At 65.0% G+C, this 23531-nt stretch carries 19 protein-coding genes; 7 read left to right on the forward strand and 12 right to left on the reverse strand.

The annotated features are described in order from the left end of the window. Window positions 1–13: 13 nt before the first annotated feature. On the forward strand, window positions 14–1342 hold the full coding sequence (locus CXQ81_RS27825) for an OprD family porin (protein WP_101339117.1): 1329 nt from the start codon (window positions 14–16) through the stop codon (window positions 1340–1342). A 1058-nt stretch (window positions 1343–2400) separates the two neighbouring features. Here CXQ81_RS27825 and CXQ81_RS27835 read toward each other — a convergent pair. The 5 genes from CXQ81_RS27835 to CXQ81_RS27850 all read right to left on the reverse strand — a co-directional run bounded on the left by CXQ81_RS27835 (window position 2401) and on the right by CXQ81_RS27850 (window position 9167). Then, complete coding sequence (locus tag CXQ81_RS27835; RefSeq protein ID WP_101339118.1) at window positions 2401–2859, reverse strand: transposase; 459 nt, start codon at window positions 2857–2859, stop codon at window positions 2401–2403. Between the two features lie 403 nt (window positions 2860–3262). Then, window positions 3263–6427, reverse strand: a complete 3165-nt coding sequence (locus CXQ81_RS27840; RefSeq protein WP_101339119.1) for an efflux RND transporter permease subunit — start codon at window positions 6425–6427, stop codon at window positions 3263–3265. A gap of 35 nt (window positions 6428–6462) precedes the next feature. After that, a complete protein-coding gene (locus CXQ81_RS27845; protein ID WP_101339120.1) occupies window positions 6463–7695 on the reverse strand; it encodes an efflux RND transporter periplasmic adaptor subunit in 1233 nt (410 codons plus the stop codon). 51 nt (window positions 7696–7746) lie between these two features. Next, on the reverse strand, window positions 7747–7905 hold the full coding sequence (locus CXQ81_RS31155; protein WP_157832274.1) for a hypothetical protein: 159 nt from the start codon (window positions 7903–7905) through the stop codon (window positions 7747–7749). Continuing rightward, window positions 7902–9167: a TolC family protein gene (locus CXQ81_RS27850; protein ID WP_101339121.1), complete on the reverse strand. Its 1266-nt coding sequence runs from the start codon at window positions 9165–9167 to the stop codon at window positions 7902–7904. The genes CXQ81_RS31155 and CXQ81_RS27850 overlap by 4 nt, the downstream gene beginning before the upstream one ends. A gap of 432 nt (window positions 9168–9599) precedes the next feature. Between CXQ81_RS27850 and CXQ81_RS27855 the strand changes: the two genes are divergently transcribed. Then, a complete protein-coding gene (locus CXQ81_RS27855) occupies window positions 9600–10274 on the forward strand; it encodes a heavy metal response regulator transcription factor (RefSeq protein WP_007930804.1) in 675 nt (224 codons plus the stop codon). 822 nt (window positions 10275–11096) lie between these two features. On the opposite strand, the gene CXQ81_RS27860 is transcribed toward CXQ81_RS27855, so the two are convergent. The 4 genes from CXQ81_RS27860 to CXQ81_RS27875 form a co-directional block, all read right to left on the reverse strand. Next, entirely contained in the window at window positions 11097–12002 is a 906-nt protein-coding gene (locus CXQ81_RS27860) for a cation diffusion facilitator family transporter (protein ID WP_101339122.1), read from the reverse strand. Window positions 12003–12119: 117 nt separating this feature from the next. Next, entirely contained in the window at window positions 12120–12668 is a 549-nt protein-coding gene (gene pseH / locus CXQ81_RS27865; RefSeq protein ID WP_101339123.1) for a UDP-4-amino-4,6-dideoxy-N-acetyl-beta-L-altrosamine N-acetyltransferase, read from the reverse strand. A 62-nt stretch (window positions 12669–12730) separates the two neighbouring features. Next, window positions 12731–13252: a hypothetical protein gene (locus CXQ81_RS27870; protein WP_256593440.1), complete on the reverse strand. Its 522-nt coding sequence runs from the start codon at window positions 13250–13252 to the stop codon at window positions 12731–12733. 196 nt (window positions 13253–13448) lie between these two features. After that, window positions 13449–14771 (reverse strand): MFS transporter, encoded by a 1323-nt coding sequence (locus tag CXQ81_RS27875; RefSeq protein ID WP_101339124.1) that lies wholly within the window; start codon window positions 14769–14771, stop codon window positions 13449–13451. A 170-nt stretch (window positions 14772–14941) separates the two neighbouring features. Between CXQ81_RS27875 and panB the strand changes: the two genes are divergently transcribed. Further along, window positions 14942–15757 (forward strand): 3-methyl-2-oxobutanoate hydroxymethyltransferase, encoded by an 816-nt coding sequence (panB, locus tag CXQ81_RS27880; protein WP_101339125.1) that lies wholly within the window; start codon window positions 14942–14944, stop codon window positions 15755–15757. Here the strand turns inward: panB and CXQ81_RS27885 are convergent. After that, window positions 15745–17127, reverse strand: coding sequence for a PLP-dependent aminotransferase family protein (locus CXQ81_RS27885; RefSeq protein WP_101339126.1), 1383 nt, complete (start codon window positions 17125–17127; stop codon window positions 15745–15747). The genes panB and CXQ81_RS27885 overlap by 13 nt on opposite strands. 4 nt (window positions 17128–17131) lie before the next feature. Next, complete coding sequence (locus CXQ81_RS27890) at window positions 17132–17365, reverse strand: Pathogenicity locus (protein WP_101339127.1); 234 nt, start codon at window positions 17363–17365, stop codon at window positions 17132–17134. A 114-nt stretch (window positions 17366–17479) separates the two neighbouring features. On the opposite strand from CXQ81_RS27890, the gene CXQ81_RS27895 reads away from it, so the two are divergent. From CXQ81_RS27895 to CXQ81_RS27905, 3 genes are all read left to right on the forward strand, one after another. Then, on the forward strand, window positions 17480–18898 hold the full coding sequence (locus CXQ81_RS27895) for a short-chain fatty acid transporter (RefSeq protein ID WP_101339128.1): 1419 nt from the start codon (window positions 17480–17482) through the stop codon (window positions 18896–18898). 270 nt (window positions 18899–19168) lie between these two features. Then, window positions 19169–20869 carry an acid phosphatase gene (locus CXQ81_RS27900; RefSeq protein WP_101339129.1) on the forward strand — a complete coding sequence of 567 codons (1701 nt, stop codon included), beginning with the start codon at window positions 19169–19171 and terminating at the stop codon, window positions 20867–20869. A 141-nt stretch (window positions 20870–21010) separates the two neighbouring features. Continuing rightward, a complete protein-coding gene (locus CXQ81_RS27905) occupies window positions 21011–22198 on the forward strand; it encodes a hypothetical protein (protein ID WP_101339130.1) in 1188 nt (395 codons plus the stop codon). Between the two features lie 102 nt (window positions 22199–22300). Here the strand turns inward: CXQ81_RS27905 and can are convergent, their stop codons facing one another. Then, window positions 22301–22945, reverse strand: coding sequence for a carbonate dehydratase (gene can / locus CXQ81_RS27910; RefSeq protein WP_007930139.1), 645 nt, complete (start codon window positions 22943–22945; stop codon window positions 22301–22303). A gap of 150 nt (window positions 22946–23095) precedes the next feature. On the opposite strand from can, the gene CXQ81_RS27915 reads away from it, so the two are divergent. After that, window positions 23096–23491 carry a hypothetical protein gene (locus CXQ81_RS27915; RefSeq protein WP_007930138.1) on the forward strand — a complete coding sequence of 132 codons (396 nt, stop codon included), beginning with the start codon at window positions 23096–23098 and terminating at the stop codon, window positions 23489–23491. The last annotated feature ends 40 nt before the right edge of the window (window positions 23492–23531 follow it).

Consider the following 23531-nt stretch of genomic DNA (forward strand, 5'->3'; position numbering starts at 1 on the left):
AGGAGCAAACAACATGCGCATTCAAACCCGCTGGTCCCTGTCCGTGTTTTCTGCGGTACTGGGGCTGAGCCCGTTGGCCGTGAACGCGGCAGACGACCAGCCCGAAGGTTTTATCGAAGGCAGCAGCCTCAACGTGCTGGCCCGCAACTACTACTTCAATCGCGACGATCGCAAGGGCCAGTCCAGCCCCACCGGCAACGGCTATTCGCAGGCCTGGGCCCAGGGGCTGATCGGCAAGTTCGAATCCGGCTTTACCCAGGGCACCGTCGGTTTCGGCCTCGACGCCTTTGCCATGTATGGCCTCAAGCTCGACTCGGGCGCCGGCCGCAGTGGCGGTCGCGGGTCGTTCGGCATGCTGCCGGTGGACAGCGACAACCAGCCGGCCGACAACTACAGCAAGGTCGGCGGCGCGGCGAAAATGCGCCTGCTCGACACCGTGATCAAGGTCGGCGACGTCTTCCCGAAAACCCCGGTGGTACATTACGGCGACTCGCGCCTGCTGCCGGAAAGCTTTCGCGGCGCCACCTTCGAGAACACCAGCATCGACGGCCTGAGCCTCCAGGGCGGGCGCCTGCACAGCATGAGCCAGCCCGACAGCAGTAGCCTGCGCGACGGTTTCGCCACCTTCTATGCCGGCAAGGTCGACTCGCCCTGGGTCGCCTACTTCGGCGGCGACTACAGCCTGAACAAGCACCTCAGCTTCAGCCTCTACAGCAGCCGCCTGAAGGACGCCTGGGACCAGTACTACTTCGGCACCGCGGCGACCTGGCCGATCTCCGACGAGCTCTCGCTGTTCGCCGGGTTCAACTATTACAAGGCGGTGGACGAGGGCAAGAAACTGCTCGGCGAGTTCGACAACGACATCTGGAGCGCCAAGATCGGCGCCACCTATGGCGCCCACACCCTGTCGCTGTCGCACCAGCGCAACAACGGCGACGACGACTTCGACTACCTGCGCCAGTCGGACTCGATCTTCCTCGACAACTCGATCCAGTACAGCGACTTCAACTCGCCGAAGGAACGTTCGTGGATGGTCCGCTACGACCTCGACATGCAGCCCCTGGGCATCCCCGGCCTGTCGTTCATGACCCGCTATGGCAAAGGCAGCGACGCCGACTACAGCAATGCCAACTCGGTGTACATGCGCCGCGGTGCGGACGGCAATCCGCTGACCGACCAGCGCCGCTGGGAACGCGATATCGAAGCCAAGTACGTGGTGCAGGGCGGCACGCTCAAGGACCTGTCGCTGCGCATCCGCCAGGCCACCGTGCGCTCCAGCAGCTTCGAATCCGACCTGGAGGAATTCCGCCTGATCGTCGAATACCCGCTGGCCATTCTCTGAGCCCTTGCGCCGGGCGGGCGCAAGGGTCTGTCCGAAAAGTCGGCAAGCGAAGGTCAGGCTGTTTTAAACGCAGCATGACCTGCATAGCGCCGAAGGCGCCCAACGCGCAGCCACTTTTCGGACAGCGCCTAAGCCCGCCCGACGTTAAAACTTCTTCACAGACGCCTGTCTTTCAGAACTGTAATATCGCCCTCACCTTCTCGTCAGGTTGGCCTTCGTATACTTGCCCGCATGCCCGAGCCGACAGCGCTTCGCTGGCGGCCAGCCACTTGCGGGAGATCATGTCTTGAAGCCTGCCCACCTGACTCCGCCTGGCCAGCCCAGCGCGCTTCCCAGCGATAACAGCAGCGAACGCGCCAGGCATGCCCTGGAACAATTCTGGCTCGGCCAGCAACAGCACAACGGCGAAAACAACCACAACGGCGCAACCGGCGCCGCCCCTCACAGAACCGCAGGGCCCCAGGCATGCACAGCCTCCCGCTGACGCCGGCCCACCCCGAGCACATTCATCTCTGAAGCGTTTTTTCGAATGCTCCTTTGGAAAGAGATGAATTTTTAGCGTCCCGCATGGGGCGCTTTTTTTTGCCCGCCACTTCCCTCCCCGTAGCCGCTGCCGAGCCCGCGAGGCTGCGATCGACCGCAAAGCGGGCGCAGCTCTTGAAATCGCAGGAGGTCCTGCAGACCTATCGCAGCCTTCGGCAGCGGCTACATCTGCCCCCGTAGCCGCTGCCGAGCCCGCGAGGCTGCGATCGACTGCGAAGCAGGCGCCGCTTCTGAAATCGCAGGAGGTCCTGCGGACCTATCGCAGCCTTCGGCAGCGGCTACATCTGTCCCCGTAGCCGCTGTCGAGCCCGCGAGGCTGCGATCGACCGCGAAGCGGGCGCAGCTCTTGAAATCGCAGGAGGTCCTGCGGACCTTTCGCAGCCTGCGGCAGCGGCTACATCTGCCCCCGTAGCCGCTGCCGAGCCCGCGAGGCTGCGATCGACTGCGAAGCAGGCGCCGCTTCTGAAATCGCAGGAGGTCCTGCGGACCTTTCGCAGCCTTCGGCAGCGGCTACATCAAAGCCAGATGGCGTCCCAGAGGGGATAGTCGCCGGGACGTTGAACGAGCCCTGCTCGCACCGGATTGAGAATGATGTAGCGGGCGATGGCCTTCAGGTCCTCTTCCTTGCGCAGGGCGCGGTCGTGATAGCCCTTTTGCCAGAGACGGCCCTGACAGCCGAAGTGTTGATTGATCTGCAGGCTGCTTCTGGATTTGAAACGGCACATCACCTTTCCCAAAGATCTGTCTCGCAGTTCAAATAGCCAGTGAAGATGGTCAGGCATGACAACCCAAGCCAGTGAACGTACGTGATCGGCTTCGTCGACTTGCTTGAGCTGATCAACCACCAGGCGGCCAACACGAAAGTCGCGAAACAAGGGGCGCCGTTGCTGGGTCACGACGGTAATCGAATAGATACGGCCGGCTTCCGATACCCGTCCTTTGAGTAGGCGGTAGCCATTGGAGTGGACAAGCATTCCTTTGCTCTCCATACAGGTCATTTACCTCAACCTAGCTGCTCATGCTTTCGCATGCGGGAGCACTCTTTCAGCAGATGTTTCCAGATCCCTGTAGCCGCTGCCGAGCTCCCGAGGCTGCGATCGACTGCGAAGCAGGCGCCGCTTCTGAAATCGCAAGAGGTCCTGCGGACCTATCGCAGCCTGCGGCAGCGGCTACACATCGGCCTGTAGCCGCTGCCGAGCCCGCGAGGCTGCGATCGACCGCAAAGCGGGCGCAGCTCTTGAAATCGCAAGAGGTCCTGCGACCAGCGTGGCCCGGACCATCGCAGCCTGCGGCAGCGGCTACAGGCGGGTGCTCTCGGGATAAACAAAACCCCGCCTGCGCATGACGCAGGCGGGGTGGGTTGACGCCAGTCGCGGGTCAGTCGTTTAGCAGGTCCTGCAGTTCCTGCTCTTCTTCCTTGCGGTGCGCCCAGTGGTACAGCGCCGGCAGCACCAGCAGGGTCAGGGCGGTGGAGGAGATGATGCCGCCGATGACCACGGTGGCCAGCGGCCGTTGCACTTCAGCACCGGTGCCGGTGGCCAGGGCCATGGGGATGAACCCCAGCGACGCCACCAGCGCGGTCATCAGCACCGGGCGCAGGCGGGTCAGTGCGCCTTCGTTGACCGCCGCGGCGAGCATCCGCCCTTCTTCGCGCAGGTTGCGGATAAAGGCGATCATCACCAGGCCGTTGAGCACCGCCACCCCCGACAGCGCGATGAAGCCCACCCCCGCCGAGATCGACAGCGGGATGTCGCGCAGCCACAGGGCCATGATCCCGCCGGTCAGGGCGAAGGGAATCCCGGTGAACACCAGCAGCCCATCCTTGAGGTTGTTGAACATCATGAACAGCAGGCCGAACACCAGCAGCAGCGCCACCGGCACCACGATCTCCAGGCGCTTGGAGGCTTCCTGCAACTGTTCGAACTGGCCGCCCCAGGTGATCCAGTAGCCGGTCGGGATCTTCACCTGATCGCCAATCGCCCGGGTCGCCTCTTCGACGAAGGAACCCATGTCGCGCCCACGCACGTTGGCGCTGACGATCACCAGGCGCTTGCCGTTCTCGCGGCTGACCTGCGCCGGGCCGAGCACCAGGTCGACGCTGGCGACTTCCGAGAGGGCGATGAAACCCAGTTGCCCGTTGACGCTGCCCGCGGCCGCCGCCACCGGAATCAGCAGGCGCGACAGCCCGTCGATGTCGGTGCGCAGGCTGTCGGACATGCGCACCAGCATGTCGAAGCGCCGGTCGCCCTCATACAAAATGCCCGCCTTGCGCCCACCCACGGCAATCGCCACGGCGTCCTGCACATCGCCGACGTTGAGGCCGAAACGCGCGGCCTTGTCGCGGTCGACATTCACCGTCAGCACCGGCAGGCCGGTGGTCTGCTGCACCTTCACTTCGGCGGCGCCGTCGATCTTCTGCAAGGTCTGCGAAATCTCTTCGGCGGTCTTGTTCAGCACCTCCATGTCATCGCCGAAGACCTTCACCGCGACATCGCTGCGCACCCCGGAAATCAGTTCGTTGAAGCGCAGCTGGATCGGTTGCGACAGCTCGTAGACGTTGCCCGGCAGGCTGTTGCTGACCCGTTCGATGTCGGCAATGATCGCCTCGCGCGACTTGCCCGGATCCGGCCATTGCGCCTTGGGTTTGAGCATCAGGTAGGCATCGGAAATGTTCGGCGGCATCACGTCCGAAGCGATCTCGGCGGTGCCGGTACGGGCGAACACGCGCTCGATTTCCGGGATCTGCGCCAGCAGGGTTTTCTCCAGGGTCTTCTGCATTTCCACCGACTGAGTGAGGCTGGCGTCGGGCACACGCATCGCCTGCTGGGCGAAGTCGCCTTCGCTGAGGCTGGGGATGAATTCACTGCCCATGCGACTGGCCACCAGGCCCGAGACCAGCACGCTGAGAACGGCCAGGGCAAAGGCCAGGGAACGGTGGCTCATCACCCAGCGCAGCACCGGTTCGTAACCCCGGCGGGCGCCGCGCATGACGAAGTTTTCTTCCTCCTTGACCTTGCCGGTGACGAACAGCGCGATCGCCGCCGGGACGAACGTCACCGAGAGGATCATCGCCCCCAGAAGGGCTATCACCACGGTGAAGGCCATCGGGTGGAACATCTTCCCGGCCACCCCGGACAGGGCAAAGATCGGCAGGTACACCACCATGATGATCAGCTGCCCGTAGATCAGCGCCCGGCGCGCTTCCTTGGCCGCGGCGAAGACTTCGTGCAGGCGCTCGGAACGAGTGAGCATGCGCCCGTGATGCTGCTGGGCATGGGCCAGGCGGCGGATGGCGTTCTCGACGATGACCACCGCGCCGTCGACGATGATGCCGAAGTCCAGCGCGCCGAGGCTCATCAGGTTGGCGCTGACCTTGTTGGTGAACATGCCGGTGAAGGTGAACAGCATGGCCAGCGGGATCACCATGGCGGTGATCAGCGCGGCGCGGATATTGCCCAGGAACAGGAACAGAATGGCGATGACCAGCAGCGCGCCTTCGATGAGGTTTTTCTTCACCGTGGCCACGGCCTTGTCCACCAGGTTGGTGCGGTCGTACACAGTGACTGCGGTCACGCCCTTGGGCAGCGAGCGATTGATCTCGGCGAGTTTTTCCGCCACCACCCGGGACACTGTGCGGCTGTTTTCCCCCACCAGCATGAACACCGTGCCGAGCACCACTTCGCGGCCGTTCTCGGTGGCCGCGCCGGTGCGCAGCTCACGACCGATGTCCACGGTGGCCACGTTGCTGACGCGGATCGGCGTGCCGTCCACGGTGTTGATCACGATGTTGGCGATGTCCTCGATGGACTTCACCTGCCCCGGCGCGCGGATCAGCAACTGCTGGCCGTTGCGCTCGATATAGCCGGCACCGACGTTGGCGTTGTTGCGCTCCAGGGCGGTCATCAGGTCGCTCAGGGTCAGGTTGTAGGCCGCCAGGCGCCTGGGGTCCGGAGCGATCTGATAGAGCTTGGCGAAACCGCCGATGGTGTTGATCTCGGCCACCCCCGGCACGTTGCGCAGTTGCGGGGCGATGACCCAGTCCTGGATCACCCGCAGGTCGGTCGGCGTATAGGCCGTGCCGTCGTCCTTGAGCGCGCCGGGCTTGGCTTCCACCGTCCAGAAGAAGATCTCGCCGAGGCCGGTGGAGATCGGCCCCATGCTCGCCTCCACGCCTTCGGGCAGCTGTTCGCGGGCCACCTGCAGGCGCTCGTTGACCAGTTGCCGGGCGAAGTACAGGTCGGTGCCTTCCTTGAAGATCACCGTCACCTGGGACAGGCCCGAGCGCGAAGTCGAACGGGTCTGCTCCAGGCCCGGCAGGCCGGCCATGGCCACTTCCACCGGGTAGGTGATGCGCTGCTCGGTTTCCAGCGGCGAGTAGCCGGGCATGCTGGCGTTGACCTGGACCTGGACGTTGGTGATGTCCGGCACCGCGTCGATCGGCAGTTTCTGGTAGCTGCCGATACCCACGGCGGCCATCAGCAGCACCGCCAGCAGCACGATGATGCGCTGCTCGATGGCGAATTGAATGATGCGTTCAAACATGGGAAGTCACTCTCCAGGGAAACACTCAGTGCGGATCAATGGCCGTGCTCGGCCGAGCCCTTGCCCAGTTCGGACTTGAGGATGAAGCTGCCGGTGGTCGCCACCTGGGCCCCGGCGCGCAAGCCTTCGCGGATCTCGACGAAGCCGCCTTCGCTGCCGCCCAGCACCACGGGGGTGGCCTGGAAACCGTCGGCGACGCGCACGAACACCGCAGGCTTGTCTTCCACGCTCTGGACCGCGCTCTGCGGCACGGTTACCCCGGCCTGGTAGGTGTCGGTCGCCACCTGCACCGAGACGAACAGCCCCGGCCGCCAGACATCGTCCGGGTTGGGTACGGTGACCCGCACCGTGGCGGTCCGGGTCTGCTCGCCCAGCAGGCTGCCGACATAGGCCACCGTGCCCTGCACCTGGGTGCCCAGCTCGGTGGATTGCACCCGGACCGGCTTGCCGACCCGGACCTTGTTCAGGTCCTTGGGAAACACGCCGAAGGTGACCCAGACCCGGGACAGGTCGGACAGGGTGAAGGCGGCGCTGGTCTCACCCACCACCTCGCCGACGCTCAGGTGTTTTTCCACCACCACGCCGTCGAACGGCGCACGCATCTCATAGCGGTTGCCGCCCGCCAGCACCGCGCTGCCACTCAGGGCATTCATCTTTTGCCGGGCGTTGTTCAGGGCGATTTCGGCTTCCTGCTGGGTCTGGCGCGCCAACAGGTAATCCTGCTCGGCGGAGATCTGGTCGACCCACAACTGGCGCTCGCGCTGGAAGGTGGTGCGCGCCAGCTCGACCCGGCGCTCGGCGGCGGCCAGTTCGCTGCGCTGGTCGGAGATCTGCTGGCTGGCGATCACCGCCAGCAGCTCGCCCTTCTTCACCGTCTGGCCGAGATTGACCGCCACCGACTCCACCACTCCGGCCGCGCGCGGCACGATGTGCGAGGTGCGGTCCTCGTCGAAGCGGATCTCCCCCGGCAGCGTCAGCAAGCTGCTGAGATTGCGCGGTGCGGCCTCGGCCAGCTGGATGTCCGCGGCCTTGATCTGCTCGGCACTGAGCTCGACCTTGCCCTCTTCCTCGGCATGCCCCTCAGCTTCCGCTTGCCCCTCTTCGCCTTCCCGATGCGCCTCGCCGTCCTGGTGCGTGTCCGCCTTGGCCGCGGGTTTCGCCTGCGCGGCCACCGGCGCCGCCTGGAACAGCTCCTGCCACATCAACCCGGCCACGCCGAGCGCGATCGCCACGGCCAACGCCAAGGCTGTGCTTCGTTTCTTGTCCATGCATGCTCCTGAAAAAATCGACTCGACGCGCCAACCGGCAACAGCGACGCGTCATGAGGTCTGTGGAAAAAAGAAATCGCCGAGCGCCCGATGCAGCTCATGCAGGCACCAATGGGACGCGCCCTCCTCGACCCGGCTCGGCAGCGGGACGCTGCAATCGGTGACCAGCAGCGCGCCCAGGCACAACAGGACGAACAACGCGGTTCTCACAGTGTGCGATCGGGGCCGACGAGATCGCCGTAGATGCGCTCGATGCGCACCCAGGCGTCGGTGGACTGGGCCACGGCGGCGATGTACTGGGTGCGGGCGCTGATCAGCGTGCGCTGGGCGTCGAGCACCTCGATGAAGTTGAACTTGCCCATCTCGAAGCCACGGGTCGCGGTGTCCACGGCGTTTTGCGCGGCTGGCAGGATCACCTGGTTGAACGACTGCACTTCGTTGCTGGCGGTGCTCCACTGATCCAGGGCCTGACGGGTTTCAGTGCGCAGGCGCAGCTCCGCGGCGTTGCGCAGATCCCGGGCCTGATCGGCACGGCGCGCCGCCGACAGGACGTTGCCCTGGTTGCGGTTGAACAGCGGAATCGGCATCGACACCCCGACCAGGTTGACCCGCTCGCGCACGCTGGCGTCGTACTGGCTGCCCACGCTGATATCGAGGTCGGGAATGCGCTGGGCCTTTTCCAGCCCCAGGGAGGCTTCGCGCTGCACCACCTGCATTTCGGCCAGGCGCAGTTCAGTGGTCTGTTGCAAGCGCGCCAGCAATTGCGCCGAAGGCGGCAGCGACGGCAGCCCGCTGGCCGGCTCCGCGACGGCGCTGAAGTCGGTGGTGGCGGCCCCGGTCACGGTCGCCAGCTGGCGATAGGCGTTGGCCCGATCCATCTCGGCGCGGCTCAGCTCCAGGCGCACTTCCGAGAGCTGGACCTGGGCGCGGGTGGCCTCCACGGGCGAGGCCTTGCCAGCGCTGACCCGGCCCTTGGCCACCGTCAGCCCGCGCTCGGCCAGGGCCAGGGAGCGGCCGGCCAGATCGCTGCGCTCCTGGGCACGCAAGGCGCCGTAGAAGGCGGCGATCACATCGGCGCGCAGCTGGTTGCGCTGGCGTTCCAGCTCCAGCGCCGCGGCGTCCTGGGCACGGCTGGCGACATCGATGCGCGCGCCGCGCTTGCCGCCCAGTTCCAGGGTCTGGCTGAGCTTGACGGTGGTGGTGCGCGAGCTGCGGCGGGTGTCTTCGGCGTCCCAGGACAACACCGGATTGGGGATCAACCCGGCCTGCTGGCGGCCACCCTGGGCGATGTCGATTTCCCAGCGCGCCGCCGCCAGTTCGGGGTTGTTGGCAAAGGCACTGGCCAGGGCGTTGTCGAGGCTCAGCACCCGACTCTCGGCCGCCGCGGCGTCCTGCAGCGCGGCACTGGCCAACAACAGGACGCCGGACAATGCCCCGACTATCCAGGCAAGTTTTTTAATGAAGGTTGGCATAACGCGTTCTGGCCCCTTACCGATACAGAGTGACGGCGGAGGCTCTGCGGTGCGAGGAAGTTGAACCGGCACGACGCATCCACACTCCACCCATAAAACAACTAACAGGTGAGTATTTAGTGCCGGCCAAATGTAGCCTTCGGTACTTATCGACAGGGTGGCGCAAAGATTACAAATCCGTTAGCAAACGCTCTGCCACGGGCTTATGCATTAACATCCCGGCCATCGACCCGAGAGCAAGCTCAATAAATCCACAACTTGAAATATAGAGAAACAACTTCTCCCCGCACGACACTTCGAAGCTTTTAAATTCAGAGCCTTTAAATTAATAACCTTGAAATCCGCAACTTTGAAAGTTGAATCATCCAGCCCGTTACTTCCAACGAAGTTATTGGACTGCCCCACTGCATTAAACACCGAGGCTAATTCAGCATGCGCATTCTGGTGATCGAGGATGAACCGAAAACCGCCGACTACTTGCATCAGGGATTGAGCGAAAGCGGCTACGTCGTCGATTGCGCCAATAACGGCGCCGACGGCCTGCACCTGACCCGCCAGCACGCCTACGACCTGGTGATTCTCGACGTCAATCTGCCGGAGCTGGACGGTTGGGGGGTGCTGCAGCGCATTCGCCAGAACAGCAATACGCGGATCATGATGCTCACCGCCCAGGGGCGGCTGGTGGACCGGATCAAGGGCCTGGACCTGGGCGCCGACGATTACCTGGTCAAGCCGTTCGAATTCCCCGAGCTGCTGGCGCGGGTGCGCAGCCTGCTGCGGCGCAGCGAGCAGTCGCCGACCCCCGACGTGCTGCGGGTGGCCGACCTGGAGCTGGACCAGGGCCGCCACCGGGCGTTTCGCGGCAAACAGCGCATCGACCTGACCACCAAGGAGTTCGCCCTGCTGCACCTGCTGATGCGCCAGAGCGGCGTGGTGCTGTCGCGGACCCAGATCATCTCGTTCGTGTGGGACATGAACTTCGATTGCGACACCAATGTGGTGGAAGTCTCGATCCGCCGCCTGCGGGCCAAGATCGACGACCCGTTCGAGAGCAAACTGATCCACACCCTGCGCGGCGTCGGCTACGTGCTCGAAGAGCGCGACTGAAACCCTGTAGCCGCTGCCGAAGGCTGCGATAGGTCCGAAGGACCTCCGGCGCCCCAAAGAGCGGCGCCCGCTTCGCGGTCGATCGCAGCCTCGCAGGCTCGGCAGCGGCTACAGGGTGCAACCCGATAGTTCAGTGCCGCGATCGGTGTAGCCGCTGCCGAAGGCTGCGATAGGTCCGCAGGACCTCCGGCGCCCCACAGAGCGGCGCCCGCTTCGCGGTCGATCGCAGCCTCGCGGGCTCGGCAGCGGCTACAGGGGCAACCCGATGGTTCGGTACACGCGATCGATGTAGCCGCTGCCGAAGGCTGCGATAGGTCCAAAGGACCTCCAGCGCGCCCAAGAGCGACGCCCGCTTCGCGGTCGATCGCAGCCTCGCGGGCTCGGCAGCGGCTACAGGGGCAACCCGATGGTTCGGTACACGCGATCGATGTAGCCGCTGCCGCAGGCTGCGATAGGTCCAAAGGACCTCCAGCGCGCCCAAGAGCGGCGCCCGCTGCGCGGTCGATCGCAGCCTCGCAGGCTCGGCAGCGGCTACAGGGAGCAACCCGATAGTTCAGTGCCGCGATCGGTGTAGCCGCTGCCGCAGGCTGCGATAGGTCCGAAGGACCTCCTGCGCGCCCAAGAGCGGCGCCCGCTGCGCGGTCGATCGCAGCCTCGCGGGCTCGGCAGCGGCTACAGGGGCAACCCGATAGTTCAGTGCCGCGATCGGTGTAGCCGCTGCCGCAGGCTGCGATAGGTCCGCAGGACCTCCGGCGCGCCCAAGAGCGACGCCCGCTTCGCGGTCGATCGCAGCCTCGCGGGCTCGACAGCGGCTACAGGTGATTAATGTACGTGCTCTTCGTGCCCCTGTTCGTGAAAGCCGGCCTGTTCGACCTGGACCGTCACATGGGAGATATCGAAGCGCTCGTGCATCAGTTCAGTGACCTCGGCGAGGATCTGCTGCTCGCTGCGCCGCCCCAGGTCGGCCACCAGATGCGTGCTCATCACGTTCTTGCCGCTGGTCAGGGCCCACAGGTGCAAGTCGTGCACCTCGGTCACCCCGTCGATGGCGCGGATGCCCTGCTCGACCTGATCGATATCGATGCCGTCCGGCACGCCTTGCAGCAGCACGTTCATGCTCTCCCTGAGCAATGTCCAGGTGCGCGGCAGCACCCAGAAACCGATGGCCGCCGCCACCAGCGAATCGACCCAGCCCCAGCCGGTGTACATGATCACCAATGCCGCGACGATCACGCCGATGGAGCCGAGCATGTCGCTCCACACCTCCAGGTAGGCACCCTTGACGTTGAGGCTTTCGGCGCTCGCCGAGGCCAGCAGGCGCATGGAAATCAGGTTGACGACCAACCCCAGCACCGCGATCACCAGCATGCCCGTGGACTGGATTTCCGCCGGCGCAGACAGGCGCTGCCAGGCCTCGAACAGGATGTAGAAGGCGACCACGAACAACAGGAGGGCGTTGAACGCCGCGGCGAGAATCTCGAAGCGCGCATAGCCGAAGGTGCGCTTGCGATCGGCTGCGCGCTTGCCGACCTGGATCGCCACCAGGGAGATCGCCAGTGCCAGCGCGTCGGTCATCATATGGGCGGCATCGGACAGCAGCGCCAGGCTGCCGGTGACAAAGGCGCCGATCACCTCGGCGATCATGAAACTGCCCGTCAGCCCCAGGGCCATCCATAACGTGCGTTCGTGTCCGGCCCGAACCTGTCCGTGACTGTGCCCTGCGCCCATGAAAGCCCCCACCTGTGGAAATCGTCGTGGCTGATGATAGCCGGCCCAGGCAGCCGGCCCCGGCAAAATGACGCAATGGTCATGCTGCTGCCATCTGGCGGTTATGGATGACGGCTTTCAGCGCCCCAGGCGCGCCATCACCGCGAGCATATCCGGGCGCCGGGCGACCCATTCCTCGCGGGTGATGCCGAGCAGCACCACGTCGATGCGCTGGCCGTCCTTCTCGACGTTCTGCCGGCGCACACCCTCGAGGGTGAAACCGAATTTCTGGTGCAGGCGAATCACCGCCTGGTTCAGCGCCAGCACCTCGCAGTTGAGCTTCGCAAGGCCGGCCGCGCCGAAGGCATGGTCGAGCAGCCAGAATTCCAGCTGGCTGCCCAGGCCTTTGCCCTGCAAGCCGCTGTCCAGGTAGAAGGCCCAGTCGGCGCTCTTGTGCAGGGCATTGATCGCGTTCAGCGACACCACGCCGCAGGCGATTCCCTCTTGCAGCACCACGAACACCGACTGCCGCGGATTGCCCACCAGCGAGTCGAGCCAGGCACGGTGCTCGGCCTCGGAAATCTCGTGGGAGGTGTACATGTACTTGCGCACGTCCGGCTGGTTGCGCAGCTCGCGCACACGCGCCTGCACCTGTGCACAAGTCTCGAGTATCGGCACGACCTGCATGCGGGGCTCCTGGTCTGAAACGGATGCCGCACAGCCTAGGGGCAACGGTGCCCGGCGGCAATTCAAAAGATCCCGCTACCCGACGCGGGCTTGCGCCGACGCAGCCCATGCAGGCCCAGGCACACCAGGCTGGTGCCGAACGCGACGATCAACATGCCCTGCGGCGTCTCGCGCTCGCGGCGGCTGTCCAGGCATTCCATGGCGTTGGCGCATTGCGCGATGCACAGCTCCTGGCCATCGAGGGTGCAGCTCAGCACCGCGTCGCGCAGGTGGGTGAAGCTCAGCGTGCGACCCAGGATCTGGTCATGGCCGACGTTCAGATAGCTGATGCCACGAACCACCTTGAGCCGGGTGTATTCGCCACTGTCCGCGTCCTCTATCAGCATCCCGCCACGGTCGGCATACAGCACCTTGCCGCTGAGGGATTCGACGTTGGCACCGTCCAGCCCATAGTCGACAAGGTTGAAGATCCACAGATGAAGCAGGGTCATGAACAAGCCAATGGCAAAGGACAACCACGCCGCCTGCAGCAGCGGGGGCAGCGTGGAGAAATCACGCAGGGAACGCAGGACGGACCGGATCAAGGCAGCTCCCGAAAACTGGCGCGTGGACCGCGCGTTTTTTTTCGAGAGATTAGCGGGTAAATGGGCCTTGGCTAAGCACAACATTCAGTGGTATGGGTCGGGCTAAAACGCGGGCTGGCAGCGAAGGCTCTAGCCCGCGTTCCCCGGCGCCTGCAGGCGTTTGCGGGGGCGAATTTTTCTGCTGCGCGAAAGCGCCTCAGGACCCGGCACAGACCCCAGGCGCCCCACTGCCTGCCAGCCTCGGCATGCGCGTACCGAAGTACCCCGCGCTGACCACCCCGACCACGCCCATCACCGCGCAATAGATCACGCAGATCCATGGGCTCCAGGACATCAGGCCGATCAGCAGCAAAGGCGTGGTGCTCGCCCACAGCGCGTAGGCGATGTTGTAGGTAAAGGAAATGCCGGAGACGCGAATCCGCGCCGGGAACAAGCCGACCATCACCGATGGCACCGCGCCCACCACGCCACAGCCAAGGCCGGCGATGGCGTAGGCCAGGCCGACCCAGGCGCCGCCGCTGATCAGGCAGCCATAAAGCAGGCCGATGCCCAGCGGCAGCAGCAGGCTGTAGAGCATCACCGTGCGCCAGGCGCCGATACGGTCGACGATCAGCCCGGCCAGCACGCAACCGATATTCAGGAACACGATGCCCAGGCTGCTCAGGGCGAAGGTGTGGCTGGCGCTCATGCCGAAGGTTTTCTGCATCATGGTCGGGGTGATGACCACGAACACCACCACCGCCGAGGTCAACACGCAGGTGAGAATCGCCGCCGGCAACAGGGCCAGGCGATGCTCGCGCAGCACGGTGCGCAACGGCAGTTCGACGGCGCTGTCGCGCTGTTCCTGCATGGCCATGAACACTGGGGTTTCGCTGAGCCAGCGGCGCAGCCAGACGCCGATCACACCGAACACCCCACCGAGCAGGAACGGGTAACGCCAGGCGTGATCGAGGATTTCCGCCGGGGTGAAGAGTTGCGCCAGCAGGGTCGCGGTCAGCGCGCCGATCAGGTAGCCGAAGGTCAGCCCGGCCTGCAGAAAGCCCAGGGCGTAACCGCGATGGCCGGCCGGTGCGTGCTCGGCGACGAACACCCAGGCGCTCGGCACTTCACCGCCCACCGCCGCGCCTTGCAGCACCCGCAGCGCCAGCAGCAACAGCGGCGCGAAATAACCGATCTGCGCGTAGGTCGGCATGATGCCGATCAGCAGGCACGGCAGGGCCATCATCAGGATGCTCAGGCTGAACACCTTCTTGCGCCCCAGGCGGTCGGCGAAGTGCGCCATGAGAATGCCGCCCAGCGGCCGCGCCAGGTAGCCGGTGACGAAGATCCCGAAGCTCTGCAACAGCCGCAGCCACTCGGGCATTTCCGGCGGGAAGAACAGCTGGCTCAGGGTCAGGGCGAAAAACACGAAGATGATGAAATCGTAGATTTCCAGGGCGCCGCCCAGTGCCGCCAGGCCCAGGGTCTTGTAGTCGGACCGGGAAAACGGCGCCGGCCGCGCGTCAGGGGAAAAGGACATAAAGCCACTCGGTGTTGGGCACAATTCAAGGCGCCCATGGTCTACGCAAACGCCGCGAGGGACAACCGCAACACCCTTCTGGGTCGGTTTTTAGGCTTTTCCTGTGCATTGAATCGCCGCCGCGGACGCCAATAATCGGCGACTTTCCCACCCGCAACAGGAAAGCCGCCATGAGCATCCATACCCGCAGCAAACGCCTGACCGTACCGCAACTGGTGGCCATGAAAGGCCAGCAGAAGATCGTCTCCCTGACCGCCTACACCAGCCACATGGCGCGGCTGATGGACCCGTTCGTCGATTTCGTGCTGATCGGCGACTCCACGGCCATGGTCGGCTATGGCCGCACCTCGACCCTGGACATGAGCCTGGAAGAGATCATCGGCCACACCCGCGCCGTGGTCGCCAGTACCCGACTGGCCTGCGTGATCGCCGACATGCCGTTCGGCAGTTACCAGGAATCGCCGCAACAGGCCTACCGCAATTGCGCCGAGGTGCTGGCGCGCACCGGCTGTGACGCGCTCAAGCTCGAAGGCGGGCTGGCCCTGGCGCCGACCGTGGAGTTCCTGGTGCAACGCGGGATTCCGGTTATGGCCCATATCGGCCTGATGCCCCAGTACGTGAACGTCATGGGTGGCTTCAAGGCCCAGGGCCTGAACGACGCCACGGCCCAGGCCATCGAAGCCGACGCCCGTGCCCATCTCGAAGCCGGGGCGTTCAGCCTGCTGCTGGAAGGGGTGGCGGAAAACCTCGCGCGGCGTATCAGCGACTTTTCGGCGATGCCAACCATCGGCATCGGCGCCTCCCCCGCCTGCGACGGCCAGGTGCTGGTGACCGAGGACCTGCTGGGCCTGGGCGGGCCCCAGGTGCCGCGCTTCGTCAAACAGTACGCCGATGTCGGGGCGCTGATCAGCCAGGCCTGCGAGCGGTTCGCCGCCGAGGTGCGCGATGGCCGCTTCCCCGAGGTGCGGCACTGCTACGGCGTCTGATCGATGGCCCGGGCCAGGCGTTGCACGGCGCCGGCGATGTCCTGGCGCCAGTCGAGGGTGAAGCTCAGGCGCAGGTGATGGCGCCACAGGCCTTGCTGGCTGAACATCTGCCCCGGGGCGATGACGATGCCCTGCCCCAGCAATTGCTCATAGACCTGAAGCATCTCCACCGGGCGCGTGGCCTCGGCCCAGAGGGTCGCGCCGCCGGCCGGGGTAACCACCCGCAACTGCTCGGCGGCGTGTTCGGCCAGCAGCGCCTGCAGCTGGCCCATGCGTTCGCGCAGCAGGCCGCGCAACTGAACCAGGTGCTGATCGACCCGGCCGCTGCCCAGCAGTTTGGCCACGGCCTTCTGGCGGATCGGTGACAGGCGGAACGCGCGCTCGAGAAAGTGCCGCTGCAAGCGAGCGCCCTGGCCACGGCACAGCACATAGCTGAAGGGCGCCTCGGAACCGATGACTTTGTCGAAGGTGGAAAACACCAGCAGCCGCTCGGGATCGGCGTAATCGCGATACCGCGCCGGCGCCGGTGTAAAGCAGAACTCGCCATAGCTGTCATTTTCCAACAGCCAGATACCGTGCTCCCCCAGCCAGCGGCACAGCTGCCGTTTGTCCGCCGCGGGCATCAGGCTGCCGTGGGGCGCGCTCAGGGTCGAAGACAGCAGCGCCAGGCGCACCGGTTCGCGTTGCAGCACCTCATGCAGGCGCTGGCGATCGAAGCGTCCTGCGGCGTCCAGCGGCAGCTCGATCACGCGGATCTTCGCCGCCTGCAATTGCCGCAGGATCGCCCAGGAACAAGGCGACTCCACCAGGGCGACGCTGCCGTTCAGCTCCAGGGCATCCAGCGACAATGCCAGCACCGCGCGCAAATCCGTGCCGAGAAACACCTGCTCGGCCTGCCAGTAATCCGTGGTCGAGCGGGTGTAGCGCTCGGCCAGCGCCGTGCGCAGCTCCGCCTCGCCAAACGGCTGGTACAGCGGTGCCTGGGAGCGTGGGTACTGGCGTACCAGCTCGCGCTCGGCGCTCAACAGGGGATTGTCCAGCGACAGCAGCATCGCCGGAGCGTCGCTGCACAGCGCCAGCATTCCGGGCTGGCGGGCGTAGGCATAGACCCTGTCCAGCAACTCCGTATCCGGCGCCAGCCCTGGCGCCGGCACGGGGCGGCTGAAGTAGCCCTGCTTGGGCCGGGCGTAGATCCGCCCTTCATCCTCGAGCAAGCCATAGGCGTACTTGGTGGTGGAAACCGAGACCTTGAGGCGCTGGGCCAGGGCACGCAATGACGGCAGGCGCTGCTCGGCCGCGCTGGCGCCGTCCAGCCACTCCACCAGGTAGCGGTAGACCGCCTGATAGGCGAAAGGCGTTTCGCGGCTCACCGCGTCAAGCGTCCTTGGCCAGGGCAATCGCCGCCTGGATCGCCGCGCGGGCCTGGGGGCTGTTTTTCCAGCAGCTGGAGCCGACCAGGGCCGAGGCCTGGGTGACGATCTCCAGGGCATCGGCCTGGGCCAGTTGGGCGAGGGAATCGATGCCCAGTTGTTCGAGACGGGCGACCACGTTTTCGCCGACACCCTTGAGCTTGAGCAGCGCCTGGCGTTCTTCGAGCGGGAATGGCATGTACGTCAATCCTTTGCAGTGGGTACCAATTGCCGCATTCTTGCACAGTTCTCGATCGCCCCAGCCGGAGGCGACCGACCTCCTGACAATCATAAAAAGACTTGAGGTATCGACGTGTCCACAGACATTGAAGACAGCCGTTCCGCCCGTTTTGCCCTGCGCTGCTCGAACTGGGCCGAGCGCTGGTTCCCCGACTCCTGGGTGTTCGCCGCGCTGGCGGTGGTCATAGTCGCCCTGGCCACCATGGCCATGGGCGCCAAGCCCACCGACACCGCCATGGCCTTCGGCGACGGCTTCTGGAGCCTGATCCCCTTCACCATGCAGATGGCCTTCGTGGTCATCGGCGGTTATGTGGTCGCCAGCTCGCCGCCAGCGGTGAAGCTGATCGACAAGCTGGCACGCATCCCGAAGAACGGCCGTTCCGCCGTGGCCTGGGTCGCACTGATCTCCATGGTCGCCTCCTTGCTCAACTGGGGCCTGTCCCTGGTGTTCGGCGGCTTGCTGGTGCGGGCCCTGGCCCGGCGTACCGAGCTGCGCATGGACTACCGCGCCGCCGGCGCCGCGGCCTACCTGGGCCTTGGCGCGGTCTGGGCCCTCGGCCTGTCGTCCTCGGCCGCGCAATTGCAGGCCAACCCGGGCAGCCTGCCGCCGTCGATCCTGTCGATCACCGGGGTGATTCCGTTCACCCAGACCATCTTTCTCTGGCAGTCGGGCCTGTTGCTGCTGGCCTTGATCCTGGTCTCGCTGGTCATCGCCTATGCCACCGCGCCCGGTCCGAACTCGGCGCGCGACGCCAAGGCCTGCGGCATCGACCCGAGCTTCAGCATGCCCAAGCCACAACCGCGCACCCGCCCCGGTGAGTGGCTGGAATACAGCCCGCTGCTGACCATCCTGCTGGCCTTGCTGGCAGCCGGCTGGCTCTACCATGAGTTCGCCACCAAGCCGGCGATCACCGCGATTTCCGGGCTCAACACCTATAACTTTCTGTTCCTGATGCTCGGCGCGCTGCTGCACTGGCGCCCGCGCAGCTTCCTCGAAGCCGTGGCCCGCGCCGTGCCGACCACCACCGGGGTGCTGATCCAGTTCCCGCTGTACGGCTCCATCGCGGCCTTGCTGACGGTGGTCAAGGGCGTCGACGGCCAGACCCTGGCCCACCATATCTCGACCTTCTTCGTGCAGATCGCCTCCCACAACACCTACGCGCTGCTGATGGGGGTCTACTCGGCGGTGCTGGGCTTCTTCATTCCGTCGGGCGGCGGCAAGTGGATCATCGAGGCGCCCTACGTGATGCAGGTGGCCAATGACCTGCAATACCACCTGGGCTGGGCGGTGCAGATCTACAACGCCGCCGAGGCACTGCCGAACCTGATCAACCCCTTCTACATGCTGCCGCTGCTGGGGGTGCTGGGGCTCAAGGCGCGGGACCTGATCGGCTTCTCCTTCGTCCAGTTGCTGGTCCACGCACCGCTGGTGCTGGTGCTGCTGTGGGCACTGGGCACCACGCTGAGCTATATACCGCCCGTGGCGCCGTAATCTGTTGCCAGCGGCTCGCTTCCCTGTAGGAGCGAGTCTGCTCGCGATCGGCCGCCAGGCCGAGGGTGCCCGCCATGCCCTCATCGCGGGCAATCGAGCGTCGACCGGCCGCTCCTGCAGAAGCAGCCCTACATCCTTTCCAGCCTCCCCCTACTATCTTCTAAGCCCCGTCCCAGAGCCTTTTCTGTAGTCTTTCCGTCATATTCGGTTGCTACCGTGCAGCCGAAATACTTTGTTACGAATTGATCGAAAGGTAATCAGGGACCCGGCATGAGCGACGAACACTCGAAAGACCCAGAACATTCCAAGGCCACGGAGCCACCCACCGACACCAGCCGCCGGCGTTTTCTCGGCGGCGTGGCGGTGCTGGGTGTCGGCGCGACGCTCAGCGCCTGCGGCCACAACGACCCGGCGCCGGGCAAGCCGGTGGAGCGCCCGCTGTCGCCGGCCGAGCTGGACCGGGCGCTGCGCGACAACGTGAAGAACGTGGTGGTGATCTATGCCGAGAACCGCAGCTTCAACAACCTGTTCGCCGACTTCCCGGGGCTGGAAAAACCGCTCTCGGCCCTCAAGCCCGCCGACTATCAGCAACGCGACCGTGACGGCAGCCTGTTGCCGGCCCTGCCGCCGGTCTGGGGTGGCGTCGCCCAGGTCGGGCCCCAGGCCCTGGATGGCGTGACCTACCCGGTCGGCACCCAGTACCAGGAGCACCTGCCCAACGCGCCCTTCGCCCTCAAGGGCCCCGATGGCCAAGACCTGCCCCTGGGCCTGGTCACCCGCGACCTGTGGCACGTGTTCTACCAGAACCAGATGCAGATCAACGGCGGCAAGAACGATGGTTTCGTCGCCTGGGCCGACTCCGGCGGCCTGCCCATGGGGTATTACGCCCAGAGCCGCTATGAGCTGCGCCTGTGGGATGTGGCCCGGGAATTCGTGCTGTGCGACAACTTCTTCCAGGGCACCTTCGGCGGTTCGTTTCTCAACCACCAGTACCTGATCAGCGCCGCGGTGCCGTTTTATCCGGACGCGGCCAATTCGGTGGCCAAGCCACAGATCGCCACCCTGCAGAGCGACGACCCGCTCGACAGCCGTCTCAAGCCGCTGGAGCAATCCCCGGCCAGCGCCATGAGCGGCCCGCCGCAATTCGGCCCGAGCCTGCTGACCCCGGACGGCTACGCGGTCAATACCATGGCCCCGCCCTACTGGCCGACCTGGATCCGCGACCCGCAGCGCCCGGCCTATGCCAAGGCCGACCTGCCCAATGTGCTGGTACCGCAGCGCCACGACACCATCGGCGACAAGCTCTCGCGCAAGGACATCGACTGGGCCTGGTACGCCGGCGCCTGGCAGGTCACGCTGGACGCCTACAAGGATTCGGCGGGGATTCCGAAGATCCCCAACTTCCAGTACCACCACCAGCCGTTCAACTACTTCGCGCAGTTCGGTCCCGAGCATCCCAACGAACGTAACCACCACCTGCGCGATGCGGGCCTGGGCGATGAGTCGAGCAGCAACCGCTTCCTCGCCGATGCCGAGGCCGGCAAATTGCCGCCGGTGGCGTTCTACAAGCCCCAGGGCAACCTCAACATGCACGCCGGTTATGCCGATGTGGCCGCCGGCGACCGGCATATCGTGCGCGCTCTGAAGGTGCTGCGCGAAAGCCCGCAGTGGCAGAACATGGTGGTGATCGTCACGGTCGATGAGAACGGCGGCTGGTGGGACCACGTCGCCCCGCCCAAGGGCGACCGCTGGGGGCCGGGGACACGCATCCCGGCGCTGGTGGTGTCACCGTTCGCCCGCAAGGGCACGGTGGACCATACGGTGTACGACACCGCGTCGATCCTGCGGCTGATCACCCGGGTGTTCCAGCTGGAACCGCTCGACGGCCTCAAGCAACGGGACGCGGCGATGATCGCCCGGGGGCAGGCGCCCATGGGCGACCTGAGCAATGCCCTGCACTTCCCGGCCTGAACCGGCGGCAGCGGCCGCCCGGGCGGCCGTTTGTGGGTGCAGAAATGAAGATTTATTCCACCCTTTTCCTTGTCACCCGCTACTGTTTCAGGGTGGAACTTACCTCGCCCAGACGAGGCCAACGCTGACAAGGAGCCAAGCATGAAACTCACAGGATTGTCCCTTCCCCTCGCCGCCCTGACCCTGGGCGGCCTGACCCTGAGCACCGCAGCCCAGGCCAACGTCGATCTGAAGCTGGGCAACACCCAGCGCGTCACCCAACTCTTCTCCTACCCCAACAACTGCAACGTGATCTGCTTTCGCAACTGGACGCTGGAACAGACCGTCGAGCATTACCTGACCCAAAGCGTGAAACGCGATGGCTACAGCACCGCCAAGGTCAAGGTGAAGACCGATAACAACCAGCTGTACGCCAACATCAGCGGTGTTCCGAAGGACTATGGCAAGCCGCTGACCGCCCTGCTGGATGCCGGCGACCTGGCCTACAAGGGCGCCAGCAAACTCAACAGCGACGGCAAATGGACCTACAGCTGGTACCTGTTCCTGCCCCTGGGCATGGCCCTGGAAAACCGCAAGAGCGTCGAGCTGCTGCACTTCCCGCCGGACTACTCGCTGACTCAAGCCCAGGACTACCTGAAATCGGCCACCACCGACCGCTGGGCCACCCTGCTCACCACCAATGGCATTCCCGCCGAGCAGACCCCGGGCTACCAGACCATCATCGACATTGCACCGATCGCCGCCCCCTCCAGCGCGGGCAAGGACCTGGAAGGCGTCTATGGCTACTTCCAGGACTACCAGACCACCATGGTCAAGCAGATCAGCCAGAGTGCCAGCGGCGCCGCCCTGCCAATGGTGGCCTTCGGCGCGCCGGTGCGTAACTGGATCAAGCAGCAGTACGGCCCGACCGTGAACGTACTGGGCCTGGCGCAGATCAGCCCGAGCGCGGGCCTGAAGGTGCCGGTGCTGGGCTCCAACCACCCGAGTTACATCTGGTACGCGGCGGATCCAGAGAACTACGACGGCGACGAGGCCAAGGCCGACGCGGCCGGCTTGAAGGTGATGGGGCAGGATCTGAGCGCGGCCTGCTGGCAGGCCGGGATGGGCAGCAAGCCGGGCAGCGACCCGACAGTGCAACTCAAAAGCTGCACGCAGAACTGGCAGGTGACCAACAAAGAGCAGACCTGCGCCCTGTTCTACACCTCGATCCGCAAGCTGACGCCGGAGCAGGCCCAGGCCAAGTGCACCAGCGAGCCGGTACAGACCCAGCTGAAGCAGCTGAAGGCGCCGGCACCGTCGATGAGTGCCGAAGTACCGCCGCATATCTGACGGACAAGCGGTAACAGCTACATCCCATCGCGAGCAAGCTCGCTCCTAAGAACGGCACATCGCCCGTAGGAGCGAGCTTGCTCGCGATGGGTTTTCAGCGCCTCAGAGCGCCCCGACCGGACGCAGGCGGTACTGCGGCGGCAGCTGCTCGAAGCCACTGATGGTGGCGTTCAGGCTCTTCCAGCGACCGTCCTTGATGCCATAGATGCAACCGTGGATCGACAGGCTCTGCCCACGATGCCAGGCGTTTTGCACAATGCTGGTGTGGCCGACGTTGGCCACTTGCTGGATCACGTTCAGCTCGCAGAGGCGGTCGACCCGTTCTTCCTCGGTGGCCAGTTGCCCCAGGACTTCGCGATGTTCGTAGTACAGGTCGCGAATCGAGCGCAGCCAGCCGTCGATCAGGCCCAGCTGGCGATCCTGCATCGAGGCGCGCACGCCGCCACAGCCATAGTGACCGGTGACCAGGATGTGTTTGACCTTGAGCACGTCCACCGCGTACTGGATCACCGACAGGCAATTGAGGTCGGTGTGCAGCACCACGTTGGCCACGTTGCGGTGTACGAACAGATCCCCGGGAAGCATGCCGACGATCTCGTTGGCCGGTACACGGGCGTCCGAACAGCCGATCCACAGGTATTCCGGCGTCTGCTGGCGGGCCAGCTTGGAGAAGAATTCAGGATCTTCCTGCTTGATCGCTTCGGCCCAACGCTCGTTGTTATCAATCAGGTCTTGTAGTTCGTTCATGCTGTGAAACCTCAGGATTGATGCGTTGCTATGACAGACGACTGTCTATCGGGGTCACGCGCGTCTATGCAGATACCGCTTATCCACCCCTTTGAATCTTGCCGGGTCTGGTGGGTCCACTCTTTAAGCCCAAAAGTATGAGCAACCGTCATGACTGAATCACGACGTCCCTATGGCGCGCCTCAGCCCGAGCCCATCGACGACAACGAAGACCGCATGGGTTCCATGGAAGAGCTGGATTTCGATGAAGAAGAACCCGGCGCCAGGGTCGGTGACCCTGCTTCCAGCCCTGTGGAGCATCGTACTCCCCACAGGCACATCCATGGCTCCAGCCTGACCGGCAACGCCGAGGATGAGCCCAACGACGATGAGCTGACCCCGGAAAACCTGATCCGCGAAGACGGCGCCCGCTCCGCCCATGAAGCCGGTGAAGACCAGCCGGCCGACTGGGACCTGAGCATTGTCGATGAAAACGATATCGGCGGCGGCAACGGCCTGGACGAAGCCGAACTGGCCCAGCGCGACCCACTGGATGGCAAACGCTGATACCTGCCTTTAACAACTGTAGGAGCGAGGCTTGCCCGCG

The sequence above is a fragment of the Pseudomonas sp. 09C 129 genome, assembly GCF_002843625.1.
GTDB classification, from domain to species: Bacteria; Pseudomonadota; Gammaproteobacteria; order Pseudomonadales; family Pseudomonadaceae; genus Aquipseudomonas; species Aquipseudomonas chlororaphis.